We start from the raw sequence: 24410 nt of genomic DNA on the forward strand, positions 1-24410 counted from the left end.
CCTACAGGGGTAGGTGGTTTACCCGGGAAATCCCGATAGAACTTCTCCCTGCGCGCCAGCCTCCTAGCTAACAAGCCCCTCCACCTGGATAACAACGTGGACCTTGTCATCGCGCGACCCGAAGGCTTGTACTGCCCTGCTGGCGATTTCTACATCGACCCGTGGCGGCCGGTCGAGCGTTCGGTCATCACCCACGCCCATGGCGACCACGCCCGTACTGGCAACCAGCATTACCTGGCGGCGGCACCCGGCGAGGGGATTCTGCGTGCGCGACTGGGCCAGGACATCGACCTGCAAACCCTGGCGTATGGCGAGCGGCTGCTGCATCACGGCGTCACCCTGAGTTTCCACCCCGCCGGCCACGTCCTCGGCTCGGCCCAGGTGCGCCTGGAATATGGCGGAGAAGTCTGGGTGGCGTCAGGCGACTACAAGATCGAACCCGATGGCACCTGCGCCGCCTTCGAGCCAGTGCGCTGCCACACCTTTATCACCGAGTCGACATTCGGCCTGCCGATCTACCGCTGGCAGCCCCAGGCGCAAGTGTTTGCCGAGATCAACCAGTGGTGGCAAGCCAACGCCGCGCAAGACAAAACCAGCGTGCTGTTCTGTTATTCCTTCGGCAAGGCCCAACGCATCCTCCACGGCATCGATGCCAGCCTGGGGCCCATCCTGGCCCATGGCGCGGTCGAGCCGCTCAACCGTGTTTACCGCGAGAGTGGAATAAACCTGCCACCGACGCTCTATGCCGGCGACTTCCAGAAAAACGATCCAATCCTGCGTAAAGCGCTGGTCATCGCTCCACCCTCCGCCGGTGGCAGCACCTGGATGCGCCGCTTCGGTGACTTCAGCGACGGCTTCGCCAGCGGCTGGATGCGTTTGCGCGGGGCACGTCGGCGACGCGGGGTGGATCGCGGCTTCGTGCTGTCCGATCACGCTGACTGGCCCGGTTTGCTCTGGGCCATCGAACAGACGGGTGCGCAACGGGTGATGGTCACCCACGGTTCAGTCGCAGTACTGGTGCGCCACTTGCGTGAACAAGGCCTGGACGCCCAAGGCTTCAGTACCGAGTACGGCGACGAAGAGGAGGCATCGACAGCCGAAGCCATCGAGGCGTCGCCATGAAGGCGTTTGCCCAGTTGTACGCCGAGCTCGACGCCACGACGTCGAGCAACGCCAAGCTGGCGGCGATGCAGGATTACTTTGCCCAGGCTGCACCGGAAGATGCCGCGTGGGCGGTGTACTTTTTGTCCGGAGGTCGCCCCAGGCAGTTGGTGCCGGTGCGCGTGCTGCGGGAGTTGGCCGTCGCGTATTCCGGGCTTTCACCCTGGCTGTTCGAAGAAAGTTACCAGGCGGTCGGCGACATGGCGGAAACCATTTCCCTGGTGCTGCCGGAGATGCCCTACCGCTCCAACGACGGCCTGGCGGTGTGGATCGAAGAAAAACTGCTGCCATTGCGCGGCGAATCCCCGCAGGTGCTCGCCGAGCGCCTGCCGGTGCTCTGGTCGCAACTGGACCGTCCCAGCCTGATGCTGTGCATCAAATTGATCACCGGCAGCTTTCGCGTCGGCGTCTCCAAGTTGCTGGTGACCCGGGCCCTGGCCGCCATGGCGCAGCTGGACAGCAAGCGCGTGGCCCAGCGGATGGTGGGCTACACCGACCTGTCCAACCGGCCGAGCGCCGCCAGCTACCTGAAGTTGATCGCCGCGCAATCGCCCGACGAGCATGCGCAACGCGGCGGTCAGCCGTATCCGTTTTTCCTCGCCCATGCCCTGGCGCAACCGGTCGAACAATTCGAAGCGCTGCTCGGTGCCGCCAGCCAGTGGCAGGTGGAATGGAAGTGGGACGGCATCCGGGCGCAGATCGTCAAGCGCGATGGGCGCCTGTGGATCTGGTCGCGGGGTGAAGAGCTGGTCACCGATCGCTTTCCGGAATTCGACAGCCTGATCCACTGCCTGCCCGACGGCACCGTGATCGACGGGGAAATCGTTGCCTGGAAAACCACTCGATCGGCGACCGAAGATGCCTTTGATCCGGCCCCGGATGCCCCCGCCGTGCAACCTTTCGCCCTGTTGCAGCAGCGGATCGGCCGTAAGAACCTCACCCGCAAGATTCTCAATGACGTGCCGGTAGTCATCCTCGCCTACGACTTGCTGGAATGGGAAGGCGCGGACTGGCGCAACCAACCGCAAAGCCGACGGCGCAGTCAGCTGGAGCAGGTGATCGCCCAGGCCAACAATCCACTGCTGCTCGCCTCGCCGCTGTTGACCGGAGAAGACTGGTTCGACCTCGCCCGGCAGCGGGAAGCATCGCGCAAGCTCGGGGTCGAAGGCATGATGCTCAAGGCTCGGGACGCGCTCTACGGCGTCGGTCGCACCAAGGACATGGGGGTCTGGTGGAAATGGAAAGTCGACCCCTTCAGTGTCGACGCAGTGCTGATTTATGCGCAGCGCGGTCATGGCCGCCGGGCCAGTCTCTACAGCGATTACACCTTCGCCGTCTGGGACGCGCCACCGGAAGCCAGCGAGCGCGCGCTGGTGCCGTTCGCCAAAGCCTATTCGGGGTTGACCGATGAGCAGATGCGCCAGGTCGACAGCATCGTGCGCAGAACCACGGTGGAAAAATTCGGCCCGGTGATCAGCGTCAAGCCGAGCCTGGTGTTTGAACTGGGTTTCGAGGGTATTGCCTTGTCCAAACGCCACAAAAGCGGGATTGCCGTGCGGTTTCCACGGATGCTGCGCTGGCGCCAGGACAAGTCGGTCGAAGAAGCTGATCACCTGGGTACATTGCAGGATTTGCTCGGCTGAACCCAATCTTTGCGAGCACCGCGCAGAACCAAAAAAGTGCGGGCTTTTCATCACGCCCAATTTCGTGCACTAATCGCCTCCTGCAATTTCCCGAAAACCTTTTAAACGCTTGTTCGGCACTATGGTTCGGAAATTGCTACTTTCATCAGGGCTTACGCTTACCAGTAACAATAATTCTGCGCCACAAGCGCTCATATTGGTTCTTAGGGATTGAATAATGAAAAAAGCATTGCTGACCCTTTCTGCACTGGCGTTGTGCGTGGCAGCCGGTTCCGCGCTGGCAAAGGAATACAAGGAATTGCGTTTTGGTGTTGACCCTTCCTATGCACCGTTCGAGTCGAAAGCGGCCGACGGCAACCTGGTAGGTTTCGACATCGACCTGGGGAACGCGATCTGCGCCGAGCTGAAGGTCAAGTGCAAATGGGTCGAAAGCGATTTCGACGGCATGATTCCTGGCCTCAAGGCCAATAAATTCGACGGCGTGATCTCTTCGATGACCGTCACCCCAGCCCGCGAAAAAGTCATCGACTTCTCCAACGAGCTGTTCTCCGGTCCGACCGCCTACGTGTTCAAGAAAGGTTCTGGCCTGACCGAAGACGTCGCTTCGCTGAAAGGCAAGACCGTCGGCTACGAACAAGGCACCATCCAGGAAGCCTACGCCAAGGCCGTGCTGGACAAGGCAGGGGTGAAAACCCAGGCTTATCAGAACCAGGACCAGGTGTATTCCGACCTGACTTCCGGTCGTCTCGATGCCGCGATCCAGGACATGCTGCAAGCTGAACTCGGCTTCCTGAAGTCGCCAAAAGGCGAAGGCTACGAAATCAGCAAGCCAGTCGACAGCGAACTGCTGCCAGCCAAGACTGCAATCGGTATTAAGAAAGGTAACACCGAGCTGAAAGCCCTTTTGGATAAAGGTATCAAAGCGTTACACGATGATGGCACCTACGCCACCATTCAGAAGAAACACTTTGGCGATCTGAACCTGTACAGCGGCAAGTAATGCCCGGCGCCCATCTCGCGATGGGCGCTTTTTTCATCCGATCAGGTTGCTGATTTATGTTCGAAAACCTCTTACAAAACCTGGGGCTCTCCGCCTTCAGCCTCAAGGGCTTTGGCCCGCTGCTGATGGAAGGCACCTGGATGACCATCAAGTTATCGGCGATGTCGCTGCTGGTGGCCGTATTGCTCGGCCTGCTCGGCGCCAGTGCCAAGCTGTCAAAAGTCAAATTGCTGCGCCTGCTTGCCCAGTGCTACACGACGCTGATCCGCGGGGTACCGGACCTGGTGCTGATGCTGCTGATCTTCTACAGCCTGCAAACCTGGCTGACGTCGCTCACCGACTACATGGAATGGGAATACATCGAGATCAACCCGTTCAGCGCAGGCGTTTTGACCCTGGGCTTCATTTACGGCGCGTACTTCACCGAAACCTTCCGCGGTGCCATCCTCGCCGTGCCTCGCGGCCAGGTCGAAGCGGCCACTGCCTACGGGCTCAAGCGCGGCCAGCGTTTTCGCATCGTGGTGTTCCCGCAAATGATGCGCTATGCCCTGCCGGGTATCGGCAACAACTGGATGGTGATGCTCAAGGCCACTGCACTGGTGTCGATCATCGGCCTCGCCGACCTGGTCAAGGCTGCCCAGGATGCGGGTAAAAGCAGCTATCAACTGTTCTACTTCCTGGTACTCGCCGCCCTGATCTACCTGATGATCACCAGCGCCTCCAACTTCATTCTGCGCTGGCTCGAACGTCGCTACGCCGCCGGTACCCGGGAGGCCGTACGATGATCGAACTCCTGCAGGAATACTGGAAAGCCTTCCTCTACACCGACGGCCAGAACATCACCGGCCTGGCCATGACCCTGTGGTTACTCAGTGCGTCGATCTTCATCGGCTTCATCGTCTCGATTCCGCTGTCGATCGCCCGGGTCTCACCGCACGCCTACATCCGCTGGCCGGTGCAGTTCTACACCTACCTGTTCCGCGGCACGCCTTTGTATATCCAGTTGCTGATCTGCTACACCGGGATCTACAGCCTGGCCGCCGTGCGCGCGCAACCGGTGCTCGACAGTTTCTTCCGCGATGCGATGAACTGCACCATCCTGGCGTTTGCCCTGAACACCTGCGCCTACACCACGGAGATTTTCGCCGGGGCGATCCGCAGCATGGCCCATGGTGAAGTCGAAGCGGCCAAGGCCTACGGCCTGACAGGCTGGAAGCTGTATGCCTACGTGATCATGCCTTCGGCGCTGCGTCGCTCGTTGCCGTACTACAGCAACGAAGTGATCCTGATGCTGCACTCGACCACCGTGGCGTTCACCGCGACCATCCCGGACATCCTGAAAGTCGCGCGGGACGCCAACTCGGCGACCTTCCTGACCTTCCAGTCGTTTGGCATCGCCGCGCTGATCTACCTGACCGTCACCTTTGCGCTGGTCGGCCTGTTCCGCCTCGCCGAACGCCGCTGGCTGGCCTTCCTCGGGCCGACCCACTAGGACCCGCTTCGGGATACAAGAAAAATGCGCCACCAGATACACGACCTGCTGGCCCCCTTGCCGGGGACCGCACGACAGATCCACAGTTTTCACTTCGGCCCACAACCGGCCAAGGGCAAGATCTACATCCAGTCGTCCCTGCATGCCGATGAAATGCCCGGCATGCTGGTGGCCTGGCACCTCAAGCAACGCCTGGCGGAGCTGGAAGCCGCCGGCCGGCTGCGCAGCGAAATCGTCCTGGTGCCCGTGGCCAACCCGGCCGGCCTGGAACAGGTGCTGATGGATGTACCGCTGGGCCGCTATGAGCTCGAAAGCGGGCAGAACTTCAACCGCTGGTTCGTTGATTTGAGCGAAGAGGTCGGCAACGCCATCGAGGGCCAACTCGGCGACGATCCGCAGCGCAACCTCGAACTGATCCGCGACAGCCTGCGCCATGCCTTGGCGCGCCAAACCGCCAGCACCCAATTGCAATCCCAGCGCCTGACCCTGCAACGGCTGGCCTGCGACGCCGACATGGTGTTGGACCTGCATTGCGATTTCGAGGCTGTCGCCCACCTGTACACCACGCCCGAGGCCTGGCCGCAGGTCGAGCCGCTGGCCCGCTACATTGGTGCGCAGGCCAGTCTTCTGGCGACCGATTCCGGCGGCCAGTCGTTCGATGAATGCTTCACCCTGCTTTGGTGGCAGCTGAAAGAGCGCTTCGGCGAACACTTCGACATTCCCCATGGCAGTTTTTCGGTCACCGTCGAACTGCGCGGCCAGGGCGACGTCAGTCACCCAATGGCCAGCCTCGACAGCCAGGCGCTGATCGATTACCTGATTCAATTTGGCGCGATTGCCGGAGAACCGGCGCCATTGCCCGACCTGCCCTACCCGGCAACTCCCCTGGCCGGGGTAGAACCTGTGGCGACCCCGGTCGGCGGCTTGCTGGTGTTCAGTGCCCTGCCGGGGCAATACCTCGAAGCCGGGCAACTGATCGCCGAAATCATTGACCCGATCAGCGACCGCGTCACGCCTGTCCATTGCACCGCCGCCGGCTTGATGTACGCCCGTTCGCTGCGCCGCATGGCCACGGCCGGCATGGTGATCGCCCACGTCGCGGGCGCCGAAGCCTATCGCAGCGGCTACCTACTTTCGCCTTGAGGATGCATGCTCCATGTACAAACTGACCATTGAAGGCCTGCATAAAAGCTATGGCGATCATGAGGTGCTCAAGGGCGTTTCGCTCAAGGCCAACACGGGTGACGTCATCAGCCTGATCGGTGCCAGCGGCTCCGGGAAAAGTACCTTCCTGCGCTGCATCAACTTCCTCGAACAACCCAACGACGGCGCCATGAGCCTCGACGGCCAGGCTATCCGCATGATCAAGGATCGCCACGGCATGCACGTGGCCGATGCCGATGAACTGCAACGGATCCGCACCCGCCTGGCCATGGTGTTCCAGCATTTCAACCTGTGGAGCCACATGACGGTGCTGGAAAACATCACCATGGCCCCGCGCCGGGTGCTGGGCTGCAGCAAGCAGGAAGCCGAAGACCGTGCCCGGCGTTACCTCGACAAGGTCGGGCTGGCGGCGCGCGTAGCGGATCAGTACCCGGCGTTCCTCTCCGGCGGCCAGCAACAACGGGTGGCGATTGCCCGCGCGTTGGCGATGGAGCCGGAAGTGATGCTGTTCGATGAACCGACCTCGGCGCTGGACCCGGAACTGGTGGGCGAAGTGCTCAAGGTGATCCAGGGCCTGGCCGAAGAAGGCCGGACCATGATCATGGTCACCCACGAAATGAGCTTCGCGCGCAAAGTGTCGAGCCAGGTGCTGTTCCTGCACCAGGGCCTGGTGGAGGAAGAAGGCGCGCCGGAGGACGTGCTGGGCAACCCGAAGAGCGAACGCCTGAAACAGTTCCTCAGCGGCAACCTGAAGTAACGGTCGCCGATGAAAGGGAAGCACGGGCTTCCCTTTCATTTGAAGTTCAGCCACTGGCGTGCTCGAGCCTGAAGCTGCCGTTCTCCACCTCGATACCTTCGGCGTCCAGGCCACGGAAACTTCCGGCAAACTGTGCGTCGCCCCCTACCATCAAATCAAGCGACCCTCGATACAACTCCGTTTCCGAGTCGCCCGTCACATGAATGATCATGGGCGAGCGCTCACACAACCCCAGAGGAAATCCGCCACTCTCGATACCCTGCGGCAGATAGATGTAAAACGTTTTGTCCTTACCATTGCTCGCCCCAAGGCAGTGCAGGCCTGGCAACTCGTAGTATTCGAGCATTGGCGCTGCTCGAAACGCGAGATGCCTCCCACCCTCCGTGATCATATCGGCGTGCAAATGCCCCGTACGAACTGACTTCATCTGAATGTTCCTTTTCATGTTCATGGACAACAGCGCAGCGATAAAACCACGGCCAATCGGCCAATAGGTTTCAACCAAACACACAGTTATTTCCGAATATGAGAAATTCTGAATCGCGTTCAGTCATTAAACCTTTCGCGCTGCGCCGTGGTCACTGAAGGAACACTCTCAGAGCGCACACCGCCGGCATGGGAACCACCACCGACTTCGCAAAACGCTGGTTTGCCGCGCGCGACTGGAAGCCGTTCGACTTTCAGAAACAGGTATGGGCCGCAGTAAAACAAGGACAGTCCGGTTTGTTGCACGCCAGCACCGGCGCCGGCAAAACCTACGCGGTCTGGTTTGGCGCGCTCAATCGCTTCGCCCACTCTTCGCCTGCGCTTGAAACACCTCGCAAACGCAAACCTGTGGCCGCTCCCCTGACCGTATTGTGGATAACCCCCATGCGCGCCTTGGCCGCCGACACGGCCCGCGCACTGGAGGCGCCGCTGCAGGATTCGCAGATTCCCTGGAGTGTCGGCCTGCGCACGGGCGATACCAGCAGCAGCGAACGGGCGCGCCAGAGCCGACGCCTGCCAACCACGCTGATTACCACCCCGGAAAGCCTGACCTTGATGCTCGCCCGAGCCGACGCCCAAACAGCGCTCTCGACCTTGCGCATGGTGGTGGTCGACGAATGGCACGAATTGCTTGGCAACAAACGCGGCGTGCAACTGCAACTGGCCCTCGCCCGTCTGCGCCGCTGGCATCCGCAATTGATCGTGTGGGGCGTATCCGCGACCTTGGGTAATCAGTCCCACGCCGAACAGGTATTGATCCCACAGGGCGGCGGCATCAGCGTTCAAGGCCGCACGCCCAAGAAACTGCAGGTGGACACGCTGCTGCCGCCCGGGATCGAACGCTTTCCATGGGCCGGACATATCGGCCTGAAAATGTTGCCGCAGGTCGCCGCGCAACTGGATGCAAGCGCCAGCAGCCTGGTCTTCACCAATACGCGAGCGCAATCGGAAATCTGGTACCAGGCCTTGCTTGAAGCCCGGCCGGACTGGGCCGGGCTGATCGCACTGCATCACAGTTCGTTGTCCCGGGAAACCCGCGACTGGGTGGAACGCGCCCTCAAGGAAGGTCAACTCAAGGCGGTGGTCTGCACCTCCAGCCTGGATCTGGGAGTGGATTTCCTGCCGGTGGAACGGGTGCTGCAAATTGGCTCGGCCAAAGGCGTGGCGCGGCTGATGCAGCGTGCGGGGCGTTCGGGGCATGCGCCGGGGCGAATTTCACGGGTGACCCTGGTGCCGACCCACAGCCTGGAGCTGATCGAAGCCGCGGCGGCACAGGATGCAGTAGCGCAGCGCCGGATCGAACCGCGAAACTCCCCCCATAAACCCCTGGATGTGCTGGTCCAGCACCTGGTCAGCATGGCCCTGGGCGGTGGGTTTGTGCCCGATGAGTTGTTTGATGAGGTCCGCACAGCCTGGGCTTATCGCGATCTCAGCGTGGCGGACTGGACCTGGGCCCTGGCTTTCGTACGCCATGGCGGGTTTTCCCTGACAGCCTACCCGGATTACCGCCGGGTTGAACCGGATGATCAGGGCATCTGGCGTGTACCCGATGCGCGACTGGCCCGACGCCACCGCATGAGCATCGGCACCATCGTCAGCGATGCGAGCATTCAGTTGAAGTTCTGGAGCAAGGGCGGCGGTGGCAAGCAACTGGGCAGTGTCGAAGAAGGCTTCATCGCGCGGCTCAAGCCGGGTGACGGTTTTCTGTTTGCCGGTCGCCTGCTGGAGTTGGTGCGCGTGGAAAACATGACCGCCTATGTCAAGCGCAGCACCGTGAAAAAAGCTGCGGTACCGCGCTGGAATGGCGGGCGCATGCCCCTTTCCAATGAACTGGCGCAAGCGGTGGTGGAGCGGTTCAGTGCGGCGGCGCGCGGCGAGTTCAGCGGCCCGGAAATGCAGGCATTGCGTCCACTGCTGGAGGTGCAGCAACGCTGGTCTGGCTTGCCGACGTCGCAATCGTTGCTGGCCGAAGCGCTGAAGTCCCGTGAGGGCTGGCACCTTTTCCTGTATCCCTTCGCCGGCCGCCAGGTGCATCTGGGCCTGGCGAGTTTGCTGGCGTGGCGAGTCAGCCAGCAGCAGGCGCTGACGTTTTCCATCGCGGTCAATGACTATGGACTTGAACTGCTCAGCGCCACCCCTGTGGATTGGGTACAAGCACTGAACCCGGGGTTGTTGAGCCCAGAGCATTTGCTGGGGGACGTAGTCGCCAGCCTGAATGCCGGAGAGCTGGCCTTGCGGCGCTTTCGAGAAATCGCCCGGATCGCCGGGTTGGTGTTCGCCGGTTACCCCGGCGCACCGAAAAGCACACGGCAAGTTCAAGCCTCGAGCGGGTTGTTCTTCGAAGTGTTCAAACAGTACGACGCAGGCAATCTGCTATTGGCCCAGGCCGGCGAAGAAGTCCTACGGGAGGAACTGGATATTCATCGCCTGGAACAGACGTTGACGCACATCAGTTCACTCAGTCTCGACCTGCATCAGGTCAAACGTCCTACGCCACTTGGGTTTCCACTGCTGGTGGAACGCATGCGCGAGAGCATGAGTTCAGAAAAACTCGCCGACCGCATCCGGCGCATGGTCAGCGACCTCGAGAAAACCGCCAGTACAGGGAAAGCCTGATGAGTACGCCCTACCCTGTGCAACTGGCCGGCGAGGAGCTCTGGCTGCTGCCGGAAAAAGCCCTCTACTGGCCCGCGCAACAAGCCCTGTTGATCGCCGACGTGCATTTCGGCAAGGCCGCCGCTTACCGCAGCCTTGGCCAACCGGTGCCCCAAGGCACCACCCGCCGCAATATCGCCGTGCTCGATGGACTACTGGCCACCCTGCCCTGCCGCCAGCTGATTTTCCTCGGGGACTTTCTTCACGGTCCGGGCTCTCATGCGAGCGCCACGCTGAAAGCCTTGGCTGACTGGAGAGCACGCAACGCCGAGCTGGCCATGACGCTGATTCGCGGCAACCACGACAAGCGCGCCGGGGATCCTCCGGCCTCGTTGAACATTCGCGTGGTGCCTGAGCCGTTGTTGCTGGGGCCATTCGCCTTGCAGCACGAACCCGAGCCGCATCCGCATCGGCATGTGCTTGCCGGTCACGTGCATCCGGTCTATCGGCTCCACGGTCGGGGTCGGCAGACCCTGCGGCTGGCCTGTTTCAGGCTTGGCGAGGAAATCAGCCTGCTACCGGCCTTCGGCGCGTTCACCGGTGGCTATCAAGTTGAAAGGGGTGACGACTGCAGAATTTTTGTCATCGGCGACAACGAAGTATGGCCAGTGTCCTTGCCCTTGTAGGAGCGAGCTTGCTCGCGATGGACGTAAGGGCACCGCGTATTGTCAGGAAGCCCGCGTCATCGTTAACGACCTTCGCGAGCAAGCCCGCTCCCACAGGTACAGGAGAATATCTCAGGCGACCGGCGCAGGAGGCGGCTCGTCGGGCAGCGTCGGCTCACCGGGTTCGGTCGGTTGTTCGTTGGGGGTATCGGGATCAGGCTGGCCGGGGATGCCACCGGCCATGCTGATTGGCGGATGTGCCAACAAGGACCAGGCCAAAACGCCAACCTGATTGGGCTCAAGCCTTGCCAGTTCGGCACTGATACGGGGGTCGATCTTCATATAGCACTCCTGGGCGATGGCCCGACCCGCCTTGCGCAGATCGGAACAGTACACTCCATAGAGTGTACGCTCGCCCAGGAATTCCCACGGTTCGTCAGACGGCTGACTCAGGTGCGCGGCAGGGTGACGCCACGCTGGCCCTGGTACTTGCCGCCACGGTCCTTGTAAGACACTTCGCACTCTTCGTCCGACTCAAGGAACAGCATTTGCGCCACGCCTTCGTTGGCGTAGATTTTCGCCGGCAGGTTGGTGGTGTTGGAGAATTCCAGGGTCACGTGGCCTTCCCACTCAGGCTCGAGCGGCGTCACGTTGACGATGATGCCGCAGCGGGCGTAGGTGCTTTTACCCAGGCAGATGGTCAATACGTTACGCGGGATGCGGAAGTATTCGACGGTGCTGGCCAGGGCGAAGGAGTTCGGTGGAATGATGCACACGTCGCTGTGGATGTCGACGAAGCTGCCCGCATCGAAGTTTTTCGGGTCGACGATCGCCGAATTGATGTTGGTGAACACCTTGAAGTGGTTGGTGCAACGCACATCGTAGCCGTAGCTGGACACGCCGTAGGAGATCACACGGCTATCGTCGCTGCCACGCACCTGGCGCTCGACGAAAGGGTCGATCATGCCGTGTTCCTGCGCCATGCGGCGAATCCACTTGTCCGATTTGATGCTCATGGCGGGTGTCCTGAATAGCGAGGTGGAAAAAATCTGTCCGGCATCTTACCGGGCGCGCCGCCGGGTTCAAAGTGCGCGCTGCAATTCTCGCCGGACATCCAGGAATTACCTGCGTTGGCGACGAACCGACACACCGTCGATCCTTAAAACAGAGAAACCTTCGCAAGAAGCATTGGCACGTTCCGGAAAAAGGGTTAAGGTGGCGTCACTGTGCTGCTTGTGTCACTGAGAATCTCTACACGATATGTTGAATTTCGATCCAACCATCTACAAGAATTTTTCCTGCTCTTTGCACTCAGTCTCGGCCAGGGTTTTTCCTGAGTCGCAGTTATCTTTGTTCAAGGAGTTACACCATGTCTAATCGCCAAACCGGTACCGTTAAGTGGTTCAACGATGAAAAAGGCTTCGGCTTCATCACTCCACAATCCGGTGACGACCTGTTCGTTCACTTCAAAGCTATCCAATCCGACGGCTTCAAAAGCCTGAAAGAAGGCCAACAGGTTTCTTTCATCGCTACCCGCGGTCAGAAAGGTATGCAAGCTGAAGAAGTTCAAGTTATCTAACTTGTACTTGCTTTAGTAAAAAGCCCCGCCCTCAACAGCGGGGCTTTTTTGTGCCTGCAGGTTTTTCACAGGCAAAAAAAGATCGCAGCCTTCAGCAGCTCCTACATGGAGCTGCCGCAGACTGCGATCTTTTTGCGTCTTACCAGGTCACGCCAAACCCTGCCGTGTACCGGGTCTTGTCCAGGTCAGCATCATCAGTCCCGTCGATGATGTCTCGCTCGGCCTTGAGGTTCAGTGACGCCCAATCCGTCACCTTGTAACGCAGCCCCATCTCGGCATCCAGCGCATACTCGGCCACGCCCGACAGCGGCTTGCCCACCTCGCCATTGGTGAAGAACTCCACTTTCTTGCCAATCAGGTAGCGGTTGTAGTCCCACTTCATCGCGACAGAATAGAAGTTCTCCTTGCTGCCATCGCTGAACTGGTAATCCGTGCGATTGACCAGCGAGCCCAGGGAGAATGCGCCCAGCTCGTCATCCCAGAACTGATAACCAGGACCGGTACCGACGGTGCGCTGGCGGGAAAGGTCTTCGACCTTGTCACGCTTGTACACCAGGCGACCTTGCCAGAACCATTTGTCCGTCAGGAAACGGTCGAGGGAGTACTCTCCCCGCCAATTGTCCGTGGTGGTCACGTCATCCTGATACTCGCGGTTGTACTCGCCTTCTGCGATGTGCCGCCAGCGGCCATGACGCGCAGTGGTCTTGAAGTCGATGTCGTAATCATCGGTATCTTTCTCGGCACGCTGGTAATCGAGGGCCGCATCGATATTGCCTTTCCACACCAGATCCTCGACCACCGGCTTGGGCTTGAGGATTTGCTGGACACTCGCCAGCTCTACCGTCTTGGGCCCATCACCGTTTTCCAAGGTCACCTTGCCGTCATCCGCCGCGTGCAGCGACTTGGCCTTCTCGCCGGTGTAGGCGTCCTGCTTGACCAGCAGTTGCTGATCACTTTCCAGGGTCTTGACCTGCTTCCAGTCGATCGGCACCGCACCGGCATATTCGGTCTGGACCAGCAACTTGCCGCCATCGAACAGGATGATCTTGCCGCTCAGCTTGTCACCGTTCTTCAACCAGACGGTATCCGCGAGCAAGGGAGTGGAGGCAGTGACGACAGCGAGGCATAGCAAGGTTCTGGACAACATAAGCAAATAAAAGGCTCAGGTTCGCGAAAAAAAGTCGGCATTATCCGCAGGAATAAGACCCTAGCAAGGACTGACCCAACTATTTCTATTGAGTTCATTTCTCAATTGGCGATCCAGCATTTACCCTACAGACGGTACTGCGAACGACTTCAGGAACTGCGAACGTGATCGAGCCGACAGAACAACCCGACAGTCCCGCGCAAATCCGACGCACGGCGCTCTACCTGACGCTCGCGTCAGTACCCGAAGGCAAGGTCGTGAGTTATGGTCAACTCGCCGAACTGGCGGGACTGGGACGCGCCGCTCGCTGGGTCGGCAGGACACTGAGCCAACTGCCCGGCGACAGCAAATTACCCTGGCACCGCGTACTCGGTGCCGGCGGGCGCCTGAGCCTGCCCGCAGGCAGTCCCTCCGGGGACGAACAGCGCGCACGATTGCGCATGGAGGGCATCAGTATCCAGAACAATCGTGTTGATATTCAGCGTCATGGGTGGCGCCCGGTAGAGCACAGCGGTTAGAGTGCGCGCTTTGTTTCCGTATTTCTTGAGGCAGACTCCAGCCCATGCCCCGTAAAACCTGGCGCGCCGCGCTTGCTGCCTATGCCAGCCCTTCGACGCTTGTACTGTTATTGCTGGGTTTCGCCGCCGGCTTGCCCTACATGCTGGTGTTCTCGACGCTTTCGGTCTGGTTGCGTGAAGCCGGTGTGGCGCGCGAAACCATCGGCTACGCGAGCCTGATCGGCCTGGCGTATGCCTTCAAATGGGTCTGGTCGCCCCTGCTCGACCAATGGCGCCTGCCGTTGCTCGGCAAACTCGGCCGACGCCGTTCCTGGCTGGTGTTGTCGCAAGGGCTGGTGATTCTCGGCCTGGTCGGGATGGGCTTCTGTGACCCGCAAAAGCATTTGTCCTGGCTGATCGCCATCGCGGTGGTCGTCGCCTTCGCCTCGGCCACGCAAGACATTGCAGTGGATGCCTACCGCCTGGAAATCGCCGACGACAGTCGCCAGGCGGCGCTCGCCGCCAGCTACATGTCCGGCTATCGCATCGCGGCACTGCTGGCCACGGCCGGCGCGCTGTTCTTCGCCGAAGGCTTCGGCTCCACCGGCTTCAACTACAAGCATTCGGCCTGGGCCGGCACTTACCTGTTGTTCGGCGCCCTGATGGTCCCGGCGCTGCTCACTTCGTTGTTCATGCGCGAACCTGCCGTACCGCTGCGTACGCAACTGCAAGCCGGGCGCTACAGCTTCGTCCATCAACTGGCCTCGGTGTTCGTCCTGATCGTGCTGCTGGTGTCCGTGCCAGCCATGTTTACCCAGCTGTACAACACCGACTTTGCCAGCGTGCTGTTCGAAGGCGTGAGCCTGCTCGACCTGCTGCTCGAAGACCGCGCGTTCCTGCGCGCCATCCTCTACACCACGCTCACCGCCCTGTGCCTGTCGGCCATGGGCCGCCGGGGCCTGGCGCCGGTGCTGACGCCGGTCAACGACTTCATCCTGCGTTATCGCTGGCAAGCGCTGCTGCTGCTGGGGCTGATCGCCACCTATCGGATGTCCGATACGGTGATGGGCGTGATGGCCAACGTGTTCTACATCGACATGGGTTTCACCAAGGACCAGATCGCCAGCGTCAGCAAGATCTTCGGCCTGATCATGACCCTGGTGGGCGCCGGCATGGGCGGCCTGCTGATCGTGCGCTTTGGCATCCTGCCGATCCTGTTCATCGGCGGTGTCGCGTCGGCGGGCACCAATATATTGTTCCTGATGCTCGCCGACATGGGCGCCGACCTGAACATGCTGATCCTGACCATTTCCCTGGACAACTTCAGCTCGGGCCTGGCGACCTCGGCGTTCGTCGCCTACCTGTCGAGCCTGACCAACCTCAAGTTCTCCGCCACCCAGTACGCCCTGCTCAGTTCGATCATGCTCTTGTTGCCGCGCCTGATCGGTGGTTATTCGGGGGTCATGGTAGAGAAGTTTGGCTATCACAATTTCTTCCTGATCACCGCCCTGTTGGGCGTTCCGACGCTGCTGCTGATCGCCCTGCACTGGTTCCAGGAGAACCGTCGCGCCGGTCCGACACCAACGCCTGAACCGGTTCCGACCCAGGTCGTTGAAGAATCCTAGGAAACACCCGCAGAATTCCTACAGAGGACGGAGTCAATTCCGTCCTGCTGCCACCGCACCGACCGCACGCCTGTACGCCAGCGGAACTCGCCCGTACAATGCTCCGTCATTTCTCGTCATCAGCAATCGATAACGGCCAACCATGCGCACCAGTCAATTTTTGCTTGCCACACAGAAAGAAACGCCTTCCGACGCGGTCGTGATCAGCCATCAGCTGATGCTGCGCGCCGGCATGATCCGCAAACTCGCCTCGGGCCTGTACACCTGGCTGCCGATGGGCTTGCGAGTGATGCGCAAGGTCGAAGCCGTCGTTCGCGAAGAAATGAACGCCGCCGGCTCGCTCGAAGTGTTGATGCCGAGCACTCAACCGGCTGAGCTGTGGCAGGAATCCGGGCGCTGGGAAGAGTACGGCCCTGAATTGCTGCGCTTCAAGGATCGCCACGGTCGCGATTTCTGCGCAGGCCCGACCCATGAAGAAGTCATCACCGACCTGATGCGCAACGAGTTGAGCAGCTACAAGCAGCTGCCGATCAACCTGTATCAGATCCAGACCAAATTCCGTGACGAGATCCGTCCACGCTTCGGTTTGATGCGCGGCCGCGAATTCATCATGAAGGACGCCTATTCGTTCCACGCTGACCAGCCTTCGCTGCAGGTTACGTACGACCGCATGCACCAGGCGTACTGCAACGTGTTCACCCGCCTGGGCCTGAAGTTCCGCCCTGTGGAAGCCGACAACGGCTCCATCGGCGGCGCCGGTTCCCACGAGTTCCACGTGCTGGCCGAGTCCGGCGAAGACGATATCGTCTTCAGCAACGGTTCCGACTACGCGGCGAACATCGAGAAGGCCGAAGCCGTGCCACGCGAATCCTCGCGCGCCGCTGCGACCGAAGAACTGCGCCTGGTCGACACGCCGGACACCAAGACCATTGCCGCGCTGGTGGAAAAATTCAATCTGCCGATTGAGAAGACCATCAAGACCCTGATCGTGCACGCTGAGGAAGAAGGCAAGCTGATTGCCCTGATCATCCGTGGCGATCACGAACTGAACGAAATCAAGGCGGCGAACCAGCCAGGCGTGGCCAGCCCGCTGGTCATGGCCAGCGATGCCGAACTGCGTGACGCCATTGGCGCCGGCGCCGGTTCCCTGGGCCCGTTGAACCTGCCGCTGCCAATCATCATCGACCGCTCCGTCGAGCTGATGAGCGATTTCGGCATCGGTGCCAACATCGACGACAAGCACTACTTCGGCGTGAACTGGGAACGCGACCTGCCAGTACCGACCGTGGCCGACCTGCGTAACGTGGTCAGCGGCGACCCAAGCCCGGATGGCAAGGGCACCCTGGAAATCAAGCGCGGCATCGAAGTCGGGCACATCTTCCAGCTGGGCAACAAGTACAGCAAGGCGATGAAGTGCGAAGTGCTGGGCGAGAACGGCAAGCCGGTCACCCTGGAAATGGGTTGCTACGGCATCGGCGTGTCCCGCGTGGTCGCGGCTGCCATCGAGCAGAACAACGACGACAAGGGCATCTTCTGGAGCGACACCCTGGCGCCCTTCCAGGTCGCCCTGGTGCCACTGCGCTACGAAACCGAACTGGTTCGCGAAGCCACCGACAAGCTGTATGCAGAACTGACTGCCGCCGGCTTCGAAGTGCTGCTGGACGACCGCGACAAGAAAACCAGCCCGGGCATCAAGTTCGCGGACATGGAGCTGATCGGCATTCCTCACCGGATCGTGGTCAGCGACCGCGGTCTTGCCGAAGGCAACCTGGAGTACAAGAGCCGTACCGAGGCCGAGCCGCAAGCGCTGCCGGTCGCCGACGTGCTGCCTTTCCTTCAGGCCCGTATCCGCCGCTGAAACCAGATAGAGACGTCATGTTCAAGCGAAACACCTTAGGCCTCGGTGGTGCCGCCCTGTGCGGCGCCCTGCTGGTCAGCGGCTGTGCCAATCACATGTCACAACGCAGCGAGCACGAGGAACGTGTCGAGCGCAAACTGCTCGATCACAGCCTGCAGATCGATGTTGGCGAGCCCAAGGTGCTTGAGCTGCCGCAACGCCGGGTGAAAATCCACGAGCAGAAGACTTTTGAAGTCACCGAGTTCGAGGTCACCCGCCATTACGATCGCTACACCCCGTACCAACCCTGGCGGGAGGTCTATGAGATCCCGCTGGGCGCGGTCGCGGTGGTGGCCGGTGTCGGCGCCAATGTGGCCAACGTGTTCGCCCTGGGCAATCTGCCGGACAGCATGACCCGGGACTGGTTCAGCTACGGCTTCGCCGGGCTCAACCCGTTCATGAACGTGCAGTCCCATGGACGCGCCCAGCAGAACCTGGCCGGCATCGACGAAGTCCAGCTCGACAAGCGCACGGAGTATTCGAGCCTGCCCTGGAGCGAGCGTCCGGTCGAAGTCAAGGCCGGCAAGGAAACCTTCGAGATGAGCACCGACAAGAATGGCGTATTGCGCCTGAACCTGTTGGACAGCCCGTTCGCCGAACATGACCTCAACCACCTGAGCAAGCTGCAGATCAACGTCCAGGACGCCAAGGACGATGTGCACAGCGATTCGTCGCTGGCCGTCAGCAGCACCTTGCGCGGCAAGTTGCTCGAAGCCCACGGGTTGATTTACGACGACCTTGAAGACGACGAAGTGAGCCAGTGGGTGCACCGGGTCAAGCGCCTGTCGGAGCTGGGCCTGGAAGAAGAAGCCACCGAGCTGGAACAAAGCCTGATCGAGCTGACCCGCAACGATCCGGAGTTGCAGACCGAATTCCTCAAGTCCCTGACCAAGGATGCCGGGCGACTGGTGGCGGCGGATCCCCGACCGAACTGAGGCACCTGTTAAAAGATCGCAGCCTTCGGCAGCGCCTACAGGGGTTCACATTCCCCTGTAGGAGCTGCCGCAGGCTGCGATCTTTTGATTTTTAACGCTCAAACAACTCCATCTGCTCGAACCCACCCCGCAGATCCTCCAGCCTCACCCCCACCCCCAACAACCGCACCGGTTTGCCTCCACGGTTGAACGCCTGGGTCAGCAACAACTGATAACTGCCCAGATCCCGCCCTGCCCCGGCCTGCTCCAGCGTGGTCTGGGTGAAATCATGGAACTTCACTTTGACGAAGGGTTTGCCCGGCCGATAGCTGCTGTCGATTCGCGCCATGCGCGATGCGAGGGTTTCCAGCAGTTCCGGCAGTTTGTCCAGGCAGCTGCGCAGGTCCGGCAAGTCGACGTCGTAGGTGTTTTCGACACTGATGGACTGGCGGCGACTGTCGTTATGCACCAGGCGATCATCGATCCCACGGGCCAGGCTCCAGAGTCGCTCGCCAAAACTGCCGAATTCGCGCACCAGCGCCAACTTGTTCCACTCACGCAGCTGCGAGCAGTCGACGATGCCGAGCTTGCCCAGCCTGTCGGCGGTGACTTTACCCACCCCGTGCAACTTGCTCACTGGCAAGCCGCTGACAAACGCCTCGACCTGATCCGGGGTGATGACAAACAAGCCGTTGGGCTTTTTCCAGTCGCTGGCGATCTTGGCCAGGAACTTGTTGGGCGCCACCCCGGCAGAGACGGTGATGTGCAACTGATTGGAGACGCGCCGGCGAATGTCCTGGGCAATGCGCGTCGCACTGCCGCCAAAATGCGCGCTGTCCGACACATCGAGGTAGGCCTCATCCAGGGAAAGCGGCTCGATGATCTCGGTGTAATCGCGAAAGATCGTGTGAATTTCCCTGGACGCTTCTCTATAAGCTTCCATGCGCGGCTTCACGATCGTCAGGTCCGGGCACAGCTTCAAAGCATGCCCGGAGGACATGGCCGAGCGCACGCCATAGGCCCGCGCTTCATAGTTGCAGGTGGCAATCACCCCGCGCCGGTCCGCCGACCCGCCTACCGCCAGGGGTTTTCCAGCCAGGCGCGGGTCGTCCCGCATCTCGATGGCGGCGTAGAAACAGTCACAATCGACGTGGATGATCTTTCGCTGGGTCATTTCAACGCGGTGTTCATGAAGTAGAAATAGCGTCACGCGGTGTAGGAAAAACAGTATCTCACTGACAACTGTATATAGCACCAGTACCCGGACGGATCTTTTTCATTCGTTGGAACCGGCCAGAAATTTATTTTCTCAATCGAGAAGTTCACTCCAATAGAGCCGCAGCCCTTGCCATGCCTGCCTCTCAGGCCTCCAGAGTGCGGCAATTTACAGCTAAGCGATTGAACAGGAACAGGTTTTATCAAAATAGCAGGTTGACACACCCGCGTATTTCTATAGAATGGCCAACACAGACGCGGGATGGAGCAGTCTGGTAGCTCGTCGGGCTCATAACCCGAAGGTCGTCGGTTCAAATCCGGCTCCCGCAACCAAACATCAAAAAAGGCTACTCGAAAGAGTGGCCTTTTTTGTATCTGTTGAAAAAGTCCTTTCGCAACAATGACCTGTCACTCTTCAGTGAGCCCTCCGGGTCACCGATTCACTGAGTTCCGACTATGCTCAATCCCAGGCTGAGCCCTCTACGACTGTCGACGAACCGTTACCGGGACTCGGTGCCGGGCGTTAATATTTGTGATTATTTTTTTCTACAGGGATTGGTAACTTGGCTGGATACCCCCATCCTGTCGCGCACAATCCAAGAGGTGATTGATGCGCGCCAACTCGTCTGATCCACAAGACACCGTCACAGCGACACAACCGATCAAGGCGCAACGCCTGCGCTTGCTTGATCGAATCAGCAAATACCGCCAACCCATCGGCCTGGCGGTCACCCTGTTGTTGTTCACCATCGCGCTGATTGCCTGTCGTCACCTGTTGAGCGAGCTCGACCTGAACGCGTTGCACGACTCGATCCTCGAGGTTCCGCAACCGGCACTGCTGGGCGCGCTGGGCGCTACCGTCGTCGGTTTCATCATCTTGCTGGGTTACGAATGGTCCGCCAGCCGCTACGCCGGCGTGAGCCTGGCCCCGCGAACCCTGGCACTGGGCGGTTTCACCGCTTTTGCCATCGGCAATGCCATTGGCCTTTCGATGCTGTCCGGCGGCTCGGTTCGCTACCGCCTGTATGCGCGCCATGGCCTTGGGGCGACCGAAGTCGCGCGCATGACACTGTTCGCCAGCCTCTCGCTCGGCTGCGCCCTGCCCCCGCTCGCCGCGCTGGCGACACTCAGCGACCTGCCCGACGCTTCCGCCGCCCTGGGGCTTTCGCAAGTCTTGCTGGGCACCCTGGCGACGGCTGTGTTGCTGCTGTTCACGGTACTGGCCATCGGCATCTACCGCCGTCGCCTGCCGGAACAACCCTACGCCGACAACCTGCTGGTCAGGATCGGCCGCCGCACCTTGCGCCTGCCCGGGCGCCGCCTGACCTTCCTCCAACTGATCATTACCGCACTGGACGTGGCCGCCGCCGCCACCGTGCTCTATCTGTTGTTGCCGGAGGCGCCGCCGTTCGGCGCGTTTCTCCTGGTTTACCTGCTGGCCCTGGCCGCTGGCGTGCTCAGCCATGTGCCGGGCGGGGTCGGCGTGTTCGAAGCCATCTTGCTCGCGGCCTTCTCCGACACACTCGGCGCCGCACCACTGGCTGCCGCCCTGCTGCTCTATCGCCTGATCTATGTGGTGCTGCCGATGCTGGTGGCCTGCCTGTTCCTGCTGATCAGTGAAGGCCAGCGTCTGTTCCAGACTCGCCAGACCCTGCGCGCCGCTTCCGGCCTGGCCGCGCCTATCCTGGCGGTGCTGGTCTTCCTGTCCGGCGTGGTCTTGCTGTTCTCCGGCGCGACCCCGGAAATCGACACGCGCCTTGAACACATCGGCTTTCTGATCCCGCACCGCCTGGTCGACGCTTCGCACTTTGGCGCCAGCCTGATCGGCGTGTTGTGCCTGTTGCTGGCCCAGGGCCTGCGTCGTCGCCTGTCGGCGGCGTGGATGTTGACCACCATTCTGCTGCTGGTCGGCGCCCTGCTCTCCCTGCTCAAAGGGTTCGACTGGGAGGAAGCCACTCTGATGGTGCTGACGGCGAGCCTGCTGGGGGTTTTCCGCCGCTCGTTCTATCGCCCCAGCCGCCTGACCGAACTGCCGTTCTCGCCCCTTTACCTGGTGGCCAGCGTGTGCGTGCTCGGCGCCTCGATGTGGCTGCTGCTGTTCGCCTATCAGGACGTTCCGTACAGCCACCAACTCTGGTGGCAGTTCACCCTCGATGCCGATGCCCCCCGTGGCTTGCGCTCGCTGCTCGGCGCGGCGGTCCTGCTGGTGGTGGTGTCCCTGACCTGGTTGCTGCGCACCGCTCGCCCGGTGATCCACCTGCCGACACCCGATGAGCTTGCGCGCGCGAGCAAGATCCTCATGGCCTCCGCCCAGCCGGATGGCGGCCTGGCCCTGACCGGCGACAAGGCGCTGCTGTTCCACCCCAACGACGAGGCGTTCCTGATGTACGCCCGCCGCGGCCGCAGCCTTGTCGCACTGTATGACCCGATCGGTCCGGGGCAGCAACGGGCGGAAATGATCTGGCAGTTCCGCGACCTGTGCGACATCCATCACGCCCGCCCCGTGTTCTATCAAGTGCGCGCGGAGAACCTGCCGTACTACATGGACATCGGCCTGACCGCGATCAAGCTTGGCGAAGAGGCCAGGGTCGATCTCGTGCGCTTTGACCTCGAGGCCAAGGGCAAGGAGATGAAGGACCTGCGCTACACCTGGAACCGTGGCACCCGCGACGGCCTGTCGCTGGAGATCCATGAGCCGGGCCAGGCGCCGATGGATGAACTCAAGGTAATTTCCGATGCCTGGCTGACCGGCAAGAACGTGCGCGAGAAAGGCTTCTCCCTCGGCCGCTTCAGCGACGATTACCTCAAGCACTTTCGCATTGCGGTGATCCGTTTCGAAGGACGCCCGGTGGCGTTCGCCAACCTGCTCGAGACCTACGGCCATGACCTGGCCAGCCTCGACCTGATGCGCGCACACCCGGACGCCCCCAAGCTGACCATGGAGTTCATGATGGTCGGCCTGATCCAACATTATAAGAGTCACGGATACGCGCGCTTCAGCCTGGGCATGGTGCCGTTGTCGGGGTTGCAACCCCGGCGTGGTGCACCGCTGACCCAGCGACTGGGCTCGATGGTCTTCCGCCGTGGTGAGCAGCTCTACAACTTCCAAGGCTTGCGCCGCTTCAAAGACAAGTTCCAGCCTGACTGGGAACCCCGTTATATGGCCGTGCCCGCCGGACTCGATCCGCTGGTTGCCTTGGCCGACACTGCCGCCCTGATCGCGGGCGGCTTGACTGGATTGGTGAAACGCTGATGATTCAACGCTCCCTGCGCTATGTACTGGGCACCCTGGTAGTGGTTGCCCTGATTCTCGGTGGTGGCTACTGGTACCTCAAACGCCCGGCACCGGAACCGACCCTTGAGCAATTGACCCCGAACGACGGCGCCGCGATGACCCGGGTTATCCCTGGCACCACGGCAAAGGCTCAGGTGTTGGTGGCGGTCAATGAAGAACAGAAACTCAGCGACAAGCAATTGCTGACCCTGAGCCGCAGCGGTTCGGCAGAGATTGTCCAGGTGATCCTGCCCAAGGACTGCCTGCTGCAAAGCCGTGCCTTGCAGTCGGGCCTGCGGGAACTGAAAGGCCCGGCCACGCTGGTCAGCGGCATCGGCCCGGGCGCGGTGCTGGCCTGGCGCTGGTTGTCCGAGCAGAAGAACGACAAGGCCCAGGCCGTGTCGGTGGACCTGGCCCTGGAAAAACCCGGCTGCACCCACCTGCTGCCGAAAAGCGCCGCCCATGGCCATTGGCTAGTGGCGTGGAACGACAACCCGGACGACACCAGCGCCGGCTTCGTGCGCGACCAGCCCAACGCTGAAACCAGCATCAGCGACTACGACATCAACCTGCCGCAAGTGCTGAATAACGAACTGCGCAAACTGCTGGTCGGTGGCGACAAGGACGCGGGCGGCTTGCAGATTCCAGTGGTAGAAGTGCCCGCCGGCCAGGCCAAGGACACCGTGACCCTGTTCCTGTCGGGTGATGGCGGCTGGCGCGACCTCGACCGCGACGTGGCGGGCGAGATGGCCAAGATCGGCTACCCCGTGGTCGGCATCGACACCCTGCGCTACTACTGGCAGCACAAGAGCCCCGAGCAAAGCGCCCTGGACCTCGCCGAGCTGATGCAGCACTACCGGCAGAAATGGGGCACCAAGCGCTTCATCCTGACCGGCTACTCGTTCGGCGCCGATGTGCTGCCAGCGATCTACAACCGCCTGGCAGAGTCCGAGCAGCAGCGCGTCGACGCCATTATCCTGCTGGCCTTCGCCCGCACCGGCAGCTTCGAGATCGAAGTCGAAGGCTGGCTCGGCAACGCCGGCAAAGAAGCCGCCACCGGCCCGGAAATGGCCAAGCTGCCCGCCGCGAAAGTGGTGTGCATCTACGGTGAAGAAGAAGTGGACGAAAGCGGCTGTACCGACAAGACCGCCGTGGGCGAAGTCATCAAATTGCCCGGCGGCCACCACTTCGACGAAAACTACCCGGCCCTGGCACAGCGGTTGGTGGGTGTGATCCAGAAGCGCCAAGTGCAGGAAACTGAAGCTCAGGAGTGATCTGAGCCGCACAAAAAAGCCCCCG

21 protein-coding genes and 1 tRNA gene are annotated in these 24410 nt (G+C 61.1%); 17 read left to right on the plus strand and 5 right to left on the minus strand.

Features of this window, described 5'->3' with window-relative positions:
* Positions 1-96: 96 nt before the first annotated feature.
* The 7 genes from SOP95_RS12410 to SOP95_RS12440 all read left to right on the plus strand — a co-directional run bounded on the left by SOP95_RS12410 (position 97) and on the right by SOP95_RS12440 (position 7217).
* Entirely contained in the window at positions 97-1122 is a 1026-nt protein-coding gene (locus SOP95_RS12410; protein ID WP_274073336.1) for a ligase-associated DNA damage response exonuclease, read from the plus strand.
* Complete coding sequence (locus tag SOP95_RS12415; RefSeq protein WP_323607273.1) at positions 1119-2804, plus strand: ATP-dependent DNA ligase; 1686 nt, start codon at positions 1119-1121, stop codon at positions 2802-2804. The genes SOP95_RS12410 and SOP95_RS12415 overlap by 4 nt, the downstream gene beginning before the upstream one ends.
* Positions 2805-3021: 217 nt before the next feature.
* Positions 3022-3804, plus strand: a complete 783-nt coding sequence (locus SOP95_RS12420) for a transporter substrate-binding domain-containing protein (RefSeq protein ID WP_274073334.1) — start codon at positions 3022-3024, stop codon at positions 3802-3804.
* A gap of 56 nt (positions 3805-3860) precedes the next feature.
* A complete protein-coding gene (locus SOP95_RS12425; protein ID WP_274073333.1) occupies positions 3861-4589 on the plus strand; it encodes an ABC transporter permease in 729 nt (242 codons plus the stop codon).
* A complete protein-coding gene (locus SOP95_RS12430) occupies positions 4586-5296 on the plus strand; it encodes an ABC transporter permease (RefSeq protein ID WP_274073332.1) in 711 nt (236 codons plus the stop codon). The genes SOP95_RS12425 and SOP95_RS12430 overlap by 4 nt, the downstream gene beginning before the upstream one ends.
* 24 nt (positions 5297-5320) lie before the next feature.
* Entirely contained in the window at positions 5321-6439 is a 1119-nt protein-coding gene (locus SOP95_RS12435; protein WP_274073331.1) for a succinylglutamate desuccinylase/aspartoacylase family protein, read from the plus strand.
* Between the two features lie 13 nt (positions 6440-6452).
* Entirely contained in the window at positions 6453-7217 is a 765-nt protein-coding gene (locus SOP95_RS12440; protein ID WP_020797089.1) for an ABC transporter ATP-binding protein, read from the plus strand.
* A 46-nt stretch (positions 7218-7263) separates the two neighbouring features.
* Here the strand turns inward: SOP95_RS12440 and SOP95_RS12445 are convergent, their stop codons facing one another.
* Complete coding sequence (locus SOP95_RS12445; protein ID WP_274073330.1) at positions 7264-7644, minus strand: hypothetical protein; 381 nt, start codon at positions 7642-7644, stop codon at positions 7264-7266.
* A gap of 188 nt (positions 7645-7832) precedes the next feature.
* Here SOP95_RS12445 and SOP95_RS12450 point away from each other — a divergent pair, with 188 nt between their 5' ends.
* Both SOP95_RS12450 and pdeM read left to right on the plus strand, forming a co-directional pair.
* Positions 7833-10319 carry a ligase-associated DNA damage response DEXH box helicase gene (locus tag SOP95_RS12450; RefSeq protein ID WP_323607274.1) on the plus strand — a complete coding sequence of 829 codons (2487 nt, stop codon included), beginning with the start codon at positions 7833-7835 and terminating at the stop codon, positions 10317-10319.
* Positions 10319-10984, plus strand: a complete 666-nt coding sequence (gene pdeM / locus SOP95_RS12455; RefSeq protein ID WP_323607275.1) for a ligase-associated DNA damage response endonuclease PdeM — start codon at positions 10319-10321, stop codon at positions 10982-10984. Before SOP95_RS12450 ends, pdeM begins: the two co-directional genes overlap by 1 nt.
* Positions 10985-11095: 111 nt before the next feature.
* Here the strand turns inward: pdeM and SOP95_RS12465 are convergent, their stop codons facing one another.
* Positions 11096-11305, minus strand: coding sequence for a hypothetical protein (locus tag SOP95_RS12465; RefSeq protein ID WP_017336784.1), 210 nt, complete (start codon positions 11303-11305; stop codon positions 11096-11098).
* A gap of 107 nt (positions 11306-11412) precedes the next feature.
* Positions 11413-11979 carry a dCTP deaminase gene (gene dcd / locus SOP95_RS12470; protein ID WP_046816561.1) on the minus strand — a complete coding sequence of 189 codons (567 nt, stop codon included), beginning with the start codon at positions 11977-11979 and terminating at the stop codon, positions 11413-11415.
* Positions 11980-12332: 353 nt separating this feature from the next.
* Between dcd and SOP95_RS12475 the strand changes: the two genes are divergently transcribed.
* The gene (locus SOP95_RS12475; RefSeq protein WP_002554837.1) at positions 12333-12542 is read left to right on the plus strand and encodes a cold-shock protein; all 210 of its coding nucleotides are present in this window, start codon (positions 12333-12335) and stop codon (positions 12540-12542) included.
* Between the two features lie 139 nt (positions 12543-12681).
* Here the strand turns inward: SOP95_RS12475 and SOP95_RS12480 are convergent, their stop codons facing one another.
* Positions 12682-13689: a DUF481 domain-containing protein gene (locus SOP95_RS12480; RefSeq protein ID WP_274073327.1), complete on the minus strand. Its 1008-nt coding sequence runs from the start codon at positions 13687-13689 to the stop codon at positions 12682-12684.
* Positions 13690-13826: 137 nt separating this feature from the next.
* On the opposite strand from SOP95_RS12480, the gene SOP95_RS12485 reads away from it, so the two are divergent.
* The 4 genes from SOP95_RS12485 (at position 13827) to SOP95_RS12500 (ending at position 18643) form a co-directional block, all read left to right on the plus strand.
* Positions 13827-14207, plus strand: coding sequence for an MGMT family protein (locus SOP95_RS12485; protein WP_408601062.1), 381 nt, complete (start codon positions 13827-13829; stop codon positions 14205-14207).
* 44 nt (positions 14208-14251) lie between these two features.
* Complete coding sequence (locus SOP95_RS12490) at positions 14252-15811, plus strand: AmpG family muropeptide MFS transporter (protein WP_274073325.1); 1560 nt, start codon at positions 14252-14254, stop codon at positions 15809-15811.
* 142 nt (positions 15812-15953) lie between these two features.
* Complete coding sequence (locus tag SOP95_RS12495) at positions 15954-17669, plus strand: proline--tRNA ligase (protein WP_323607276.1); 1716 nt, start codon at positions 15954-15956, stop codon at positions 17667-17669.
* A gap of 17 nt (positions 17670-17686) precedes the next feature.
* Positions 17687-18643, plus strand: coding sequence for a hypothetical protein (locus SOP95_RS12500; protein ID WP_274073323.1), 957 nt, complete (start codon positions 17687-17689; stop codon positions 18641-18643).
* Positions 18644-18734: 91 nt separating this feature from the next.
* Here SOP95_RS12500 and dinB read toward each other — a convergent pair whose 3' ends face one another.
* Complete coding sequence (dinB, locus tag SOP95_RS12505; protein ID WP_274073322.1) at positions 18735-19796, minus strand: DNA polymerase IV; 1062 nt, start codon at positions 19794-19796, stop codon at positions 18735-18737.
* 297 nt (positions 19797-20093) lie between these two features.
* Between dinB and SOP95_RS12510 the strand changes: the two genes are divergently transcribed.
* The 3 genes from SOP95_RS12510 (at position 20094) to SOP95_RS12520 (ending at position 24385) form a co-directional block, all read left to right on the plus strand.
* Positions 20094-20170, plus strand: a tRNA-Met gene (locus SOP95_RS12510).
* Positions 20171-20447: 277 nt separating this feature from the next.
* Entirely contained in the window at positions 20448-23090 is a 2643-nt protein-coding gene (gene mprF, locus SOP95_RS12515) for a bifunctional lysylphosphatidylglycerol flippase/synthetase MprF (protein WP_274073321.1), read from the plus strand.
* Positions 23090-24385, plus strand: a complete 1296-nt coding sequence (locus SOP95_RS12520; RefSeq protein ID WP_323607277.1) for a virulence factor family protein — start codon at positions 23090-23092, stop codon at positions 24383-24385. Before mprF ends, SOP95_RS12520 begins: the two co-directional genes overlap by 1 nt.
* Positions 24386-24410: the final 25 nt, after the last annotated feature.

It is taken from the genome of Pseudomonas sp. YuFO8, assembly GCF_035065025.1.
GTDB classification, from domain to species: domain Bacteria; phylum Pseudomonadota; class Gammaproteobacteria; order Pseudomonadales; family Pseudomonadaceae; genus Aquipseudomonas; species Aquipseudomonas putida_AE.

What these genes read in the sequence shown, in the direction of transcription:
- SOP95_RS12415 (WP_323607273.1), top strand. Translation starts at nt 1,119, where the DNA reads ATGAAGGCGTTTGCCCAGTTGTACGCCGAGCTCGACGCCACGACGTCG.
- SOP95_RS12420 (WP_274073334.1), top strand. Translation starts at nt 3,022, where the DNA reads ATGAAAAAAGCATTGCTGACCCTTTCTGCACTGGCGTTGTGCGTGGCA.
- SOP95_RS12425 (WP_274073333.1), top strand. Translation starts at nt 3,861, where the DNA reads ATGTTCGAAAACCTCTTACAAAACCTGGGGCTCTCCGCCTTCAGCCTC.
- SOP95_RS12430 (WP_274073332.1), top strand. Translation starts at nt 4,586, where the DNA reads ATGATCGAACTCCTGCAGGAATACTGGAAAGCCTTCCTCTACACCGAC.
- SOP95_RS12435 (WP_274073331.1), top strand. Translation starts at nt 5,321, where the DNA reads ATGCGCCACCAGATACACGACCTGCTGGCCCCCTTGCCGGGGACCGCA.
- SOP95_RS12440 (WP_020797089.1), top strand. Translation starts at nt 6,453, where the DNA reads ATGTACAAACTGACCATTGAAGGCCTGCATAAAAGCTATGGCGATCAT.
- SOP95_RS12445 (WP_274073330.1), bottom strand. Translation starts at nt 7,644, where the DNA reads ATGAAGTCAGTTCGTACGGGGCATTTGCACGCCGATATGATCACGGAG.
- SOP95_RS12450 (WP_323607274.1), top strand. Translation starts at nt 7,833, where the DNA reads ATGGGAACCACCACCGACTTCGCAAAACGCTGGTTTGCCGCGCGCGAC.
- pdeM (WP_323607275.1), top strand. Translation starts at nt 10,319, where the DNA reads ATGAGTACGCCCTACCCTGTGCAACTGGCCGGCGAGGAGCTCTGGCTG.
- SOP95_RS12465 (WP_017336784.1), bottom strand. Translation starts at nt 11,305, where the DNA reads ATGAAGATCGACCCCCGTATCAGTGCCGAACTGGCAAGGCTTGAGCCC.
- dcd (WP_046816561.1), bottom strand. Translation starts at nt 11,979, where the DNA reads ATGAGCATCAAATCGGACAAGTGGATTCGCCGCATGGCGCAGGAACAC.
- SOP95_RS12475 (WP_002554837.1), top strand. Translation starts at nt 12,333, where the DNA reads ATGTCTAATCGCCAAACCGGTACCGTTAAGTGGTTCAACGATGAAAAA.
- SOP95_RS12480 (WP_274073327.1), bottom strand. Translation starts at nt 13,689, where the DNA reads ATGTTGTCCAGAACCTTGCTATGCCTCGCTGTCGTCACTGCCTCCACT.
- SOP95_RS12490 (WP_274073325.1), top strand. Translation starts at nt 14,252, where the DNA reads ATGCCCCGTAAAACCTGGCGCGCCGCGCTTGCTGCCTATGCCAGCCCT.
- SOP95_RS12495 (WP_323607276.1), top strand. Translation starts at nt 15,954, where the DNA reads ATGCGCACCAGTCAATTTTTGCTTGCCACACAGAAAGAAACGCCTTCC.
- SOP95_RS12500 (WP_274073323.1), top strand. Translation starts at nt 17,687, where the DNA reads ATGTTCAAGCGAAACACCTTAGGCCTCGGTGGTGCCGCCCTGTGCGGC.
- dinB (WP_274073322.1), bottom strand. Translation starts at nt 19,796, where the DNA reads ATGACCCAGCGAAAGATCATCCACGTCGATTGTGACTGTTTCTACGCC.
- mprF (WP_274073321.1), top strand. Translation starts at nt 20,448, where the DNA reads ATGCGCGCCAACTCGTCTGATCCACAAGACACCGTCACAGCGACACAA.
- SOP95_RS12520 (WP_323607277.1), top strand. Translation starts at nt 23,090, where the DNA reads ATGATTCAACGCTCCCTGCGCTATGTACTGGGCACCCTGGTAGTGGTT.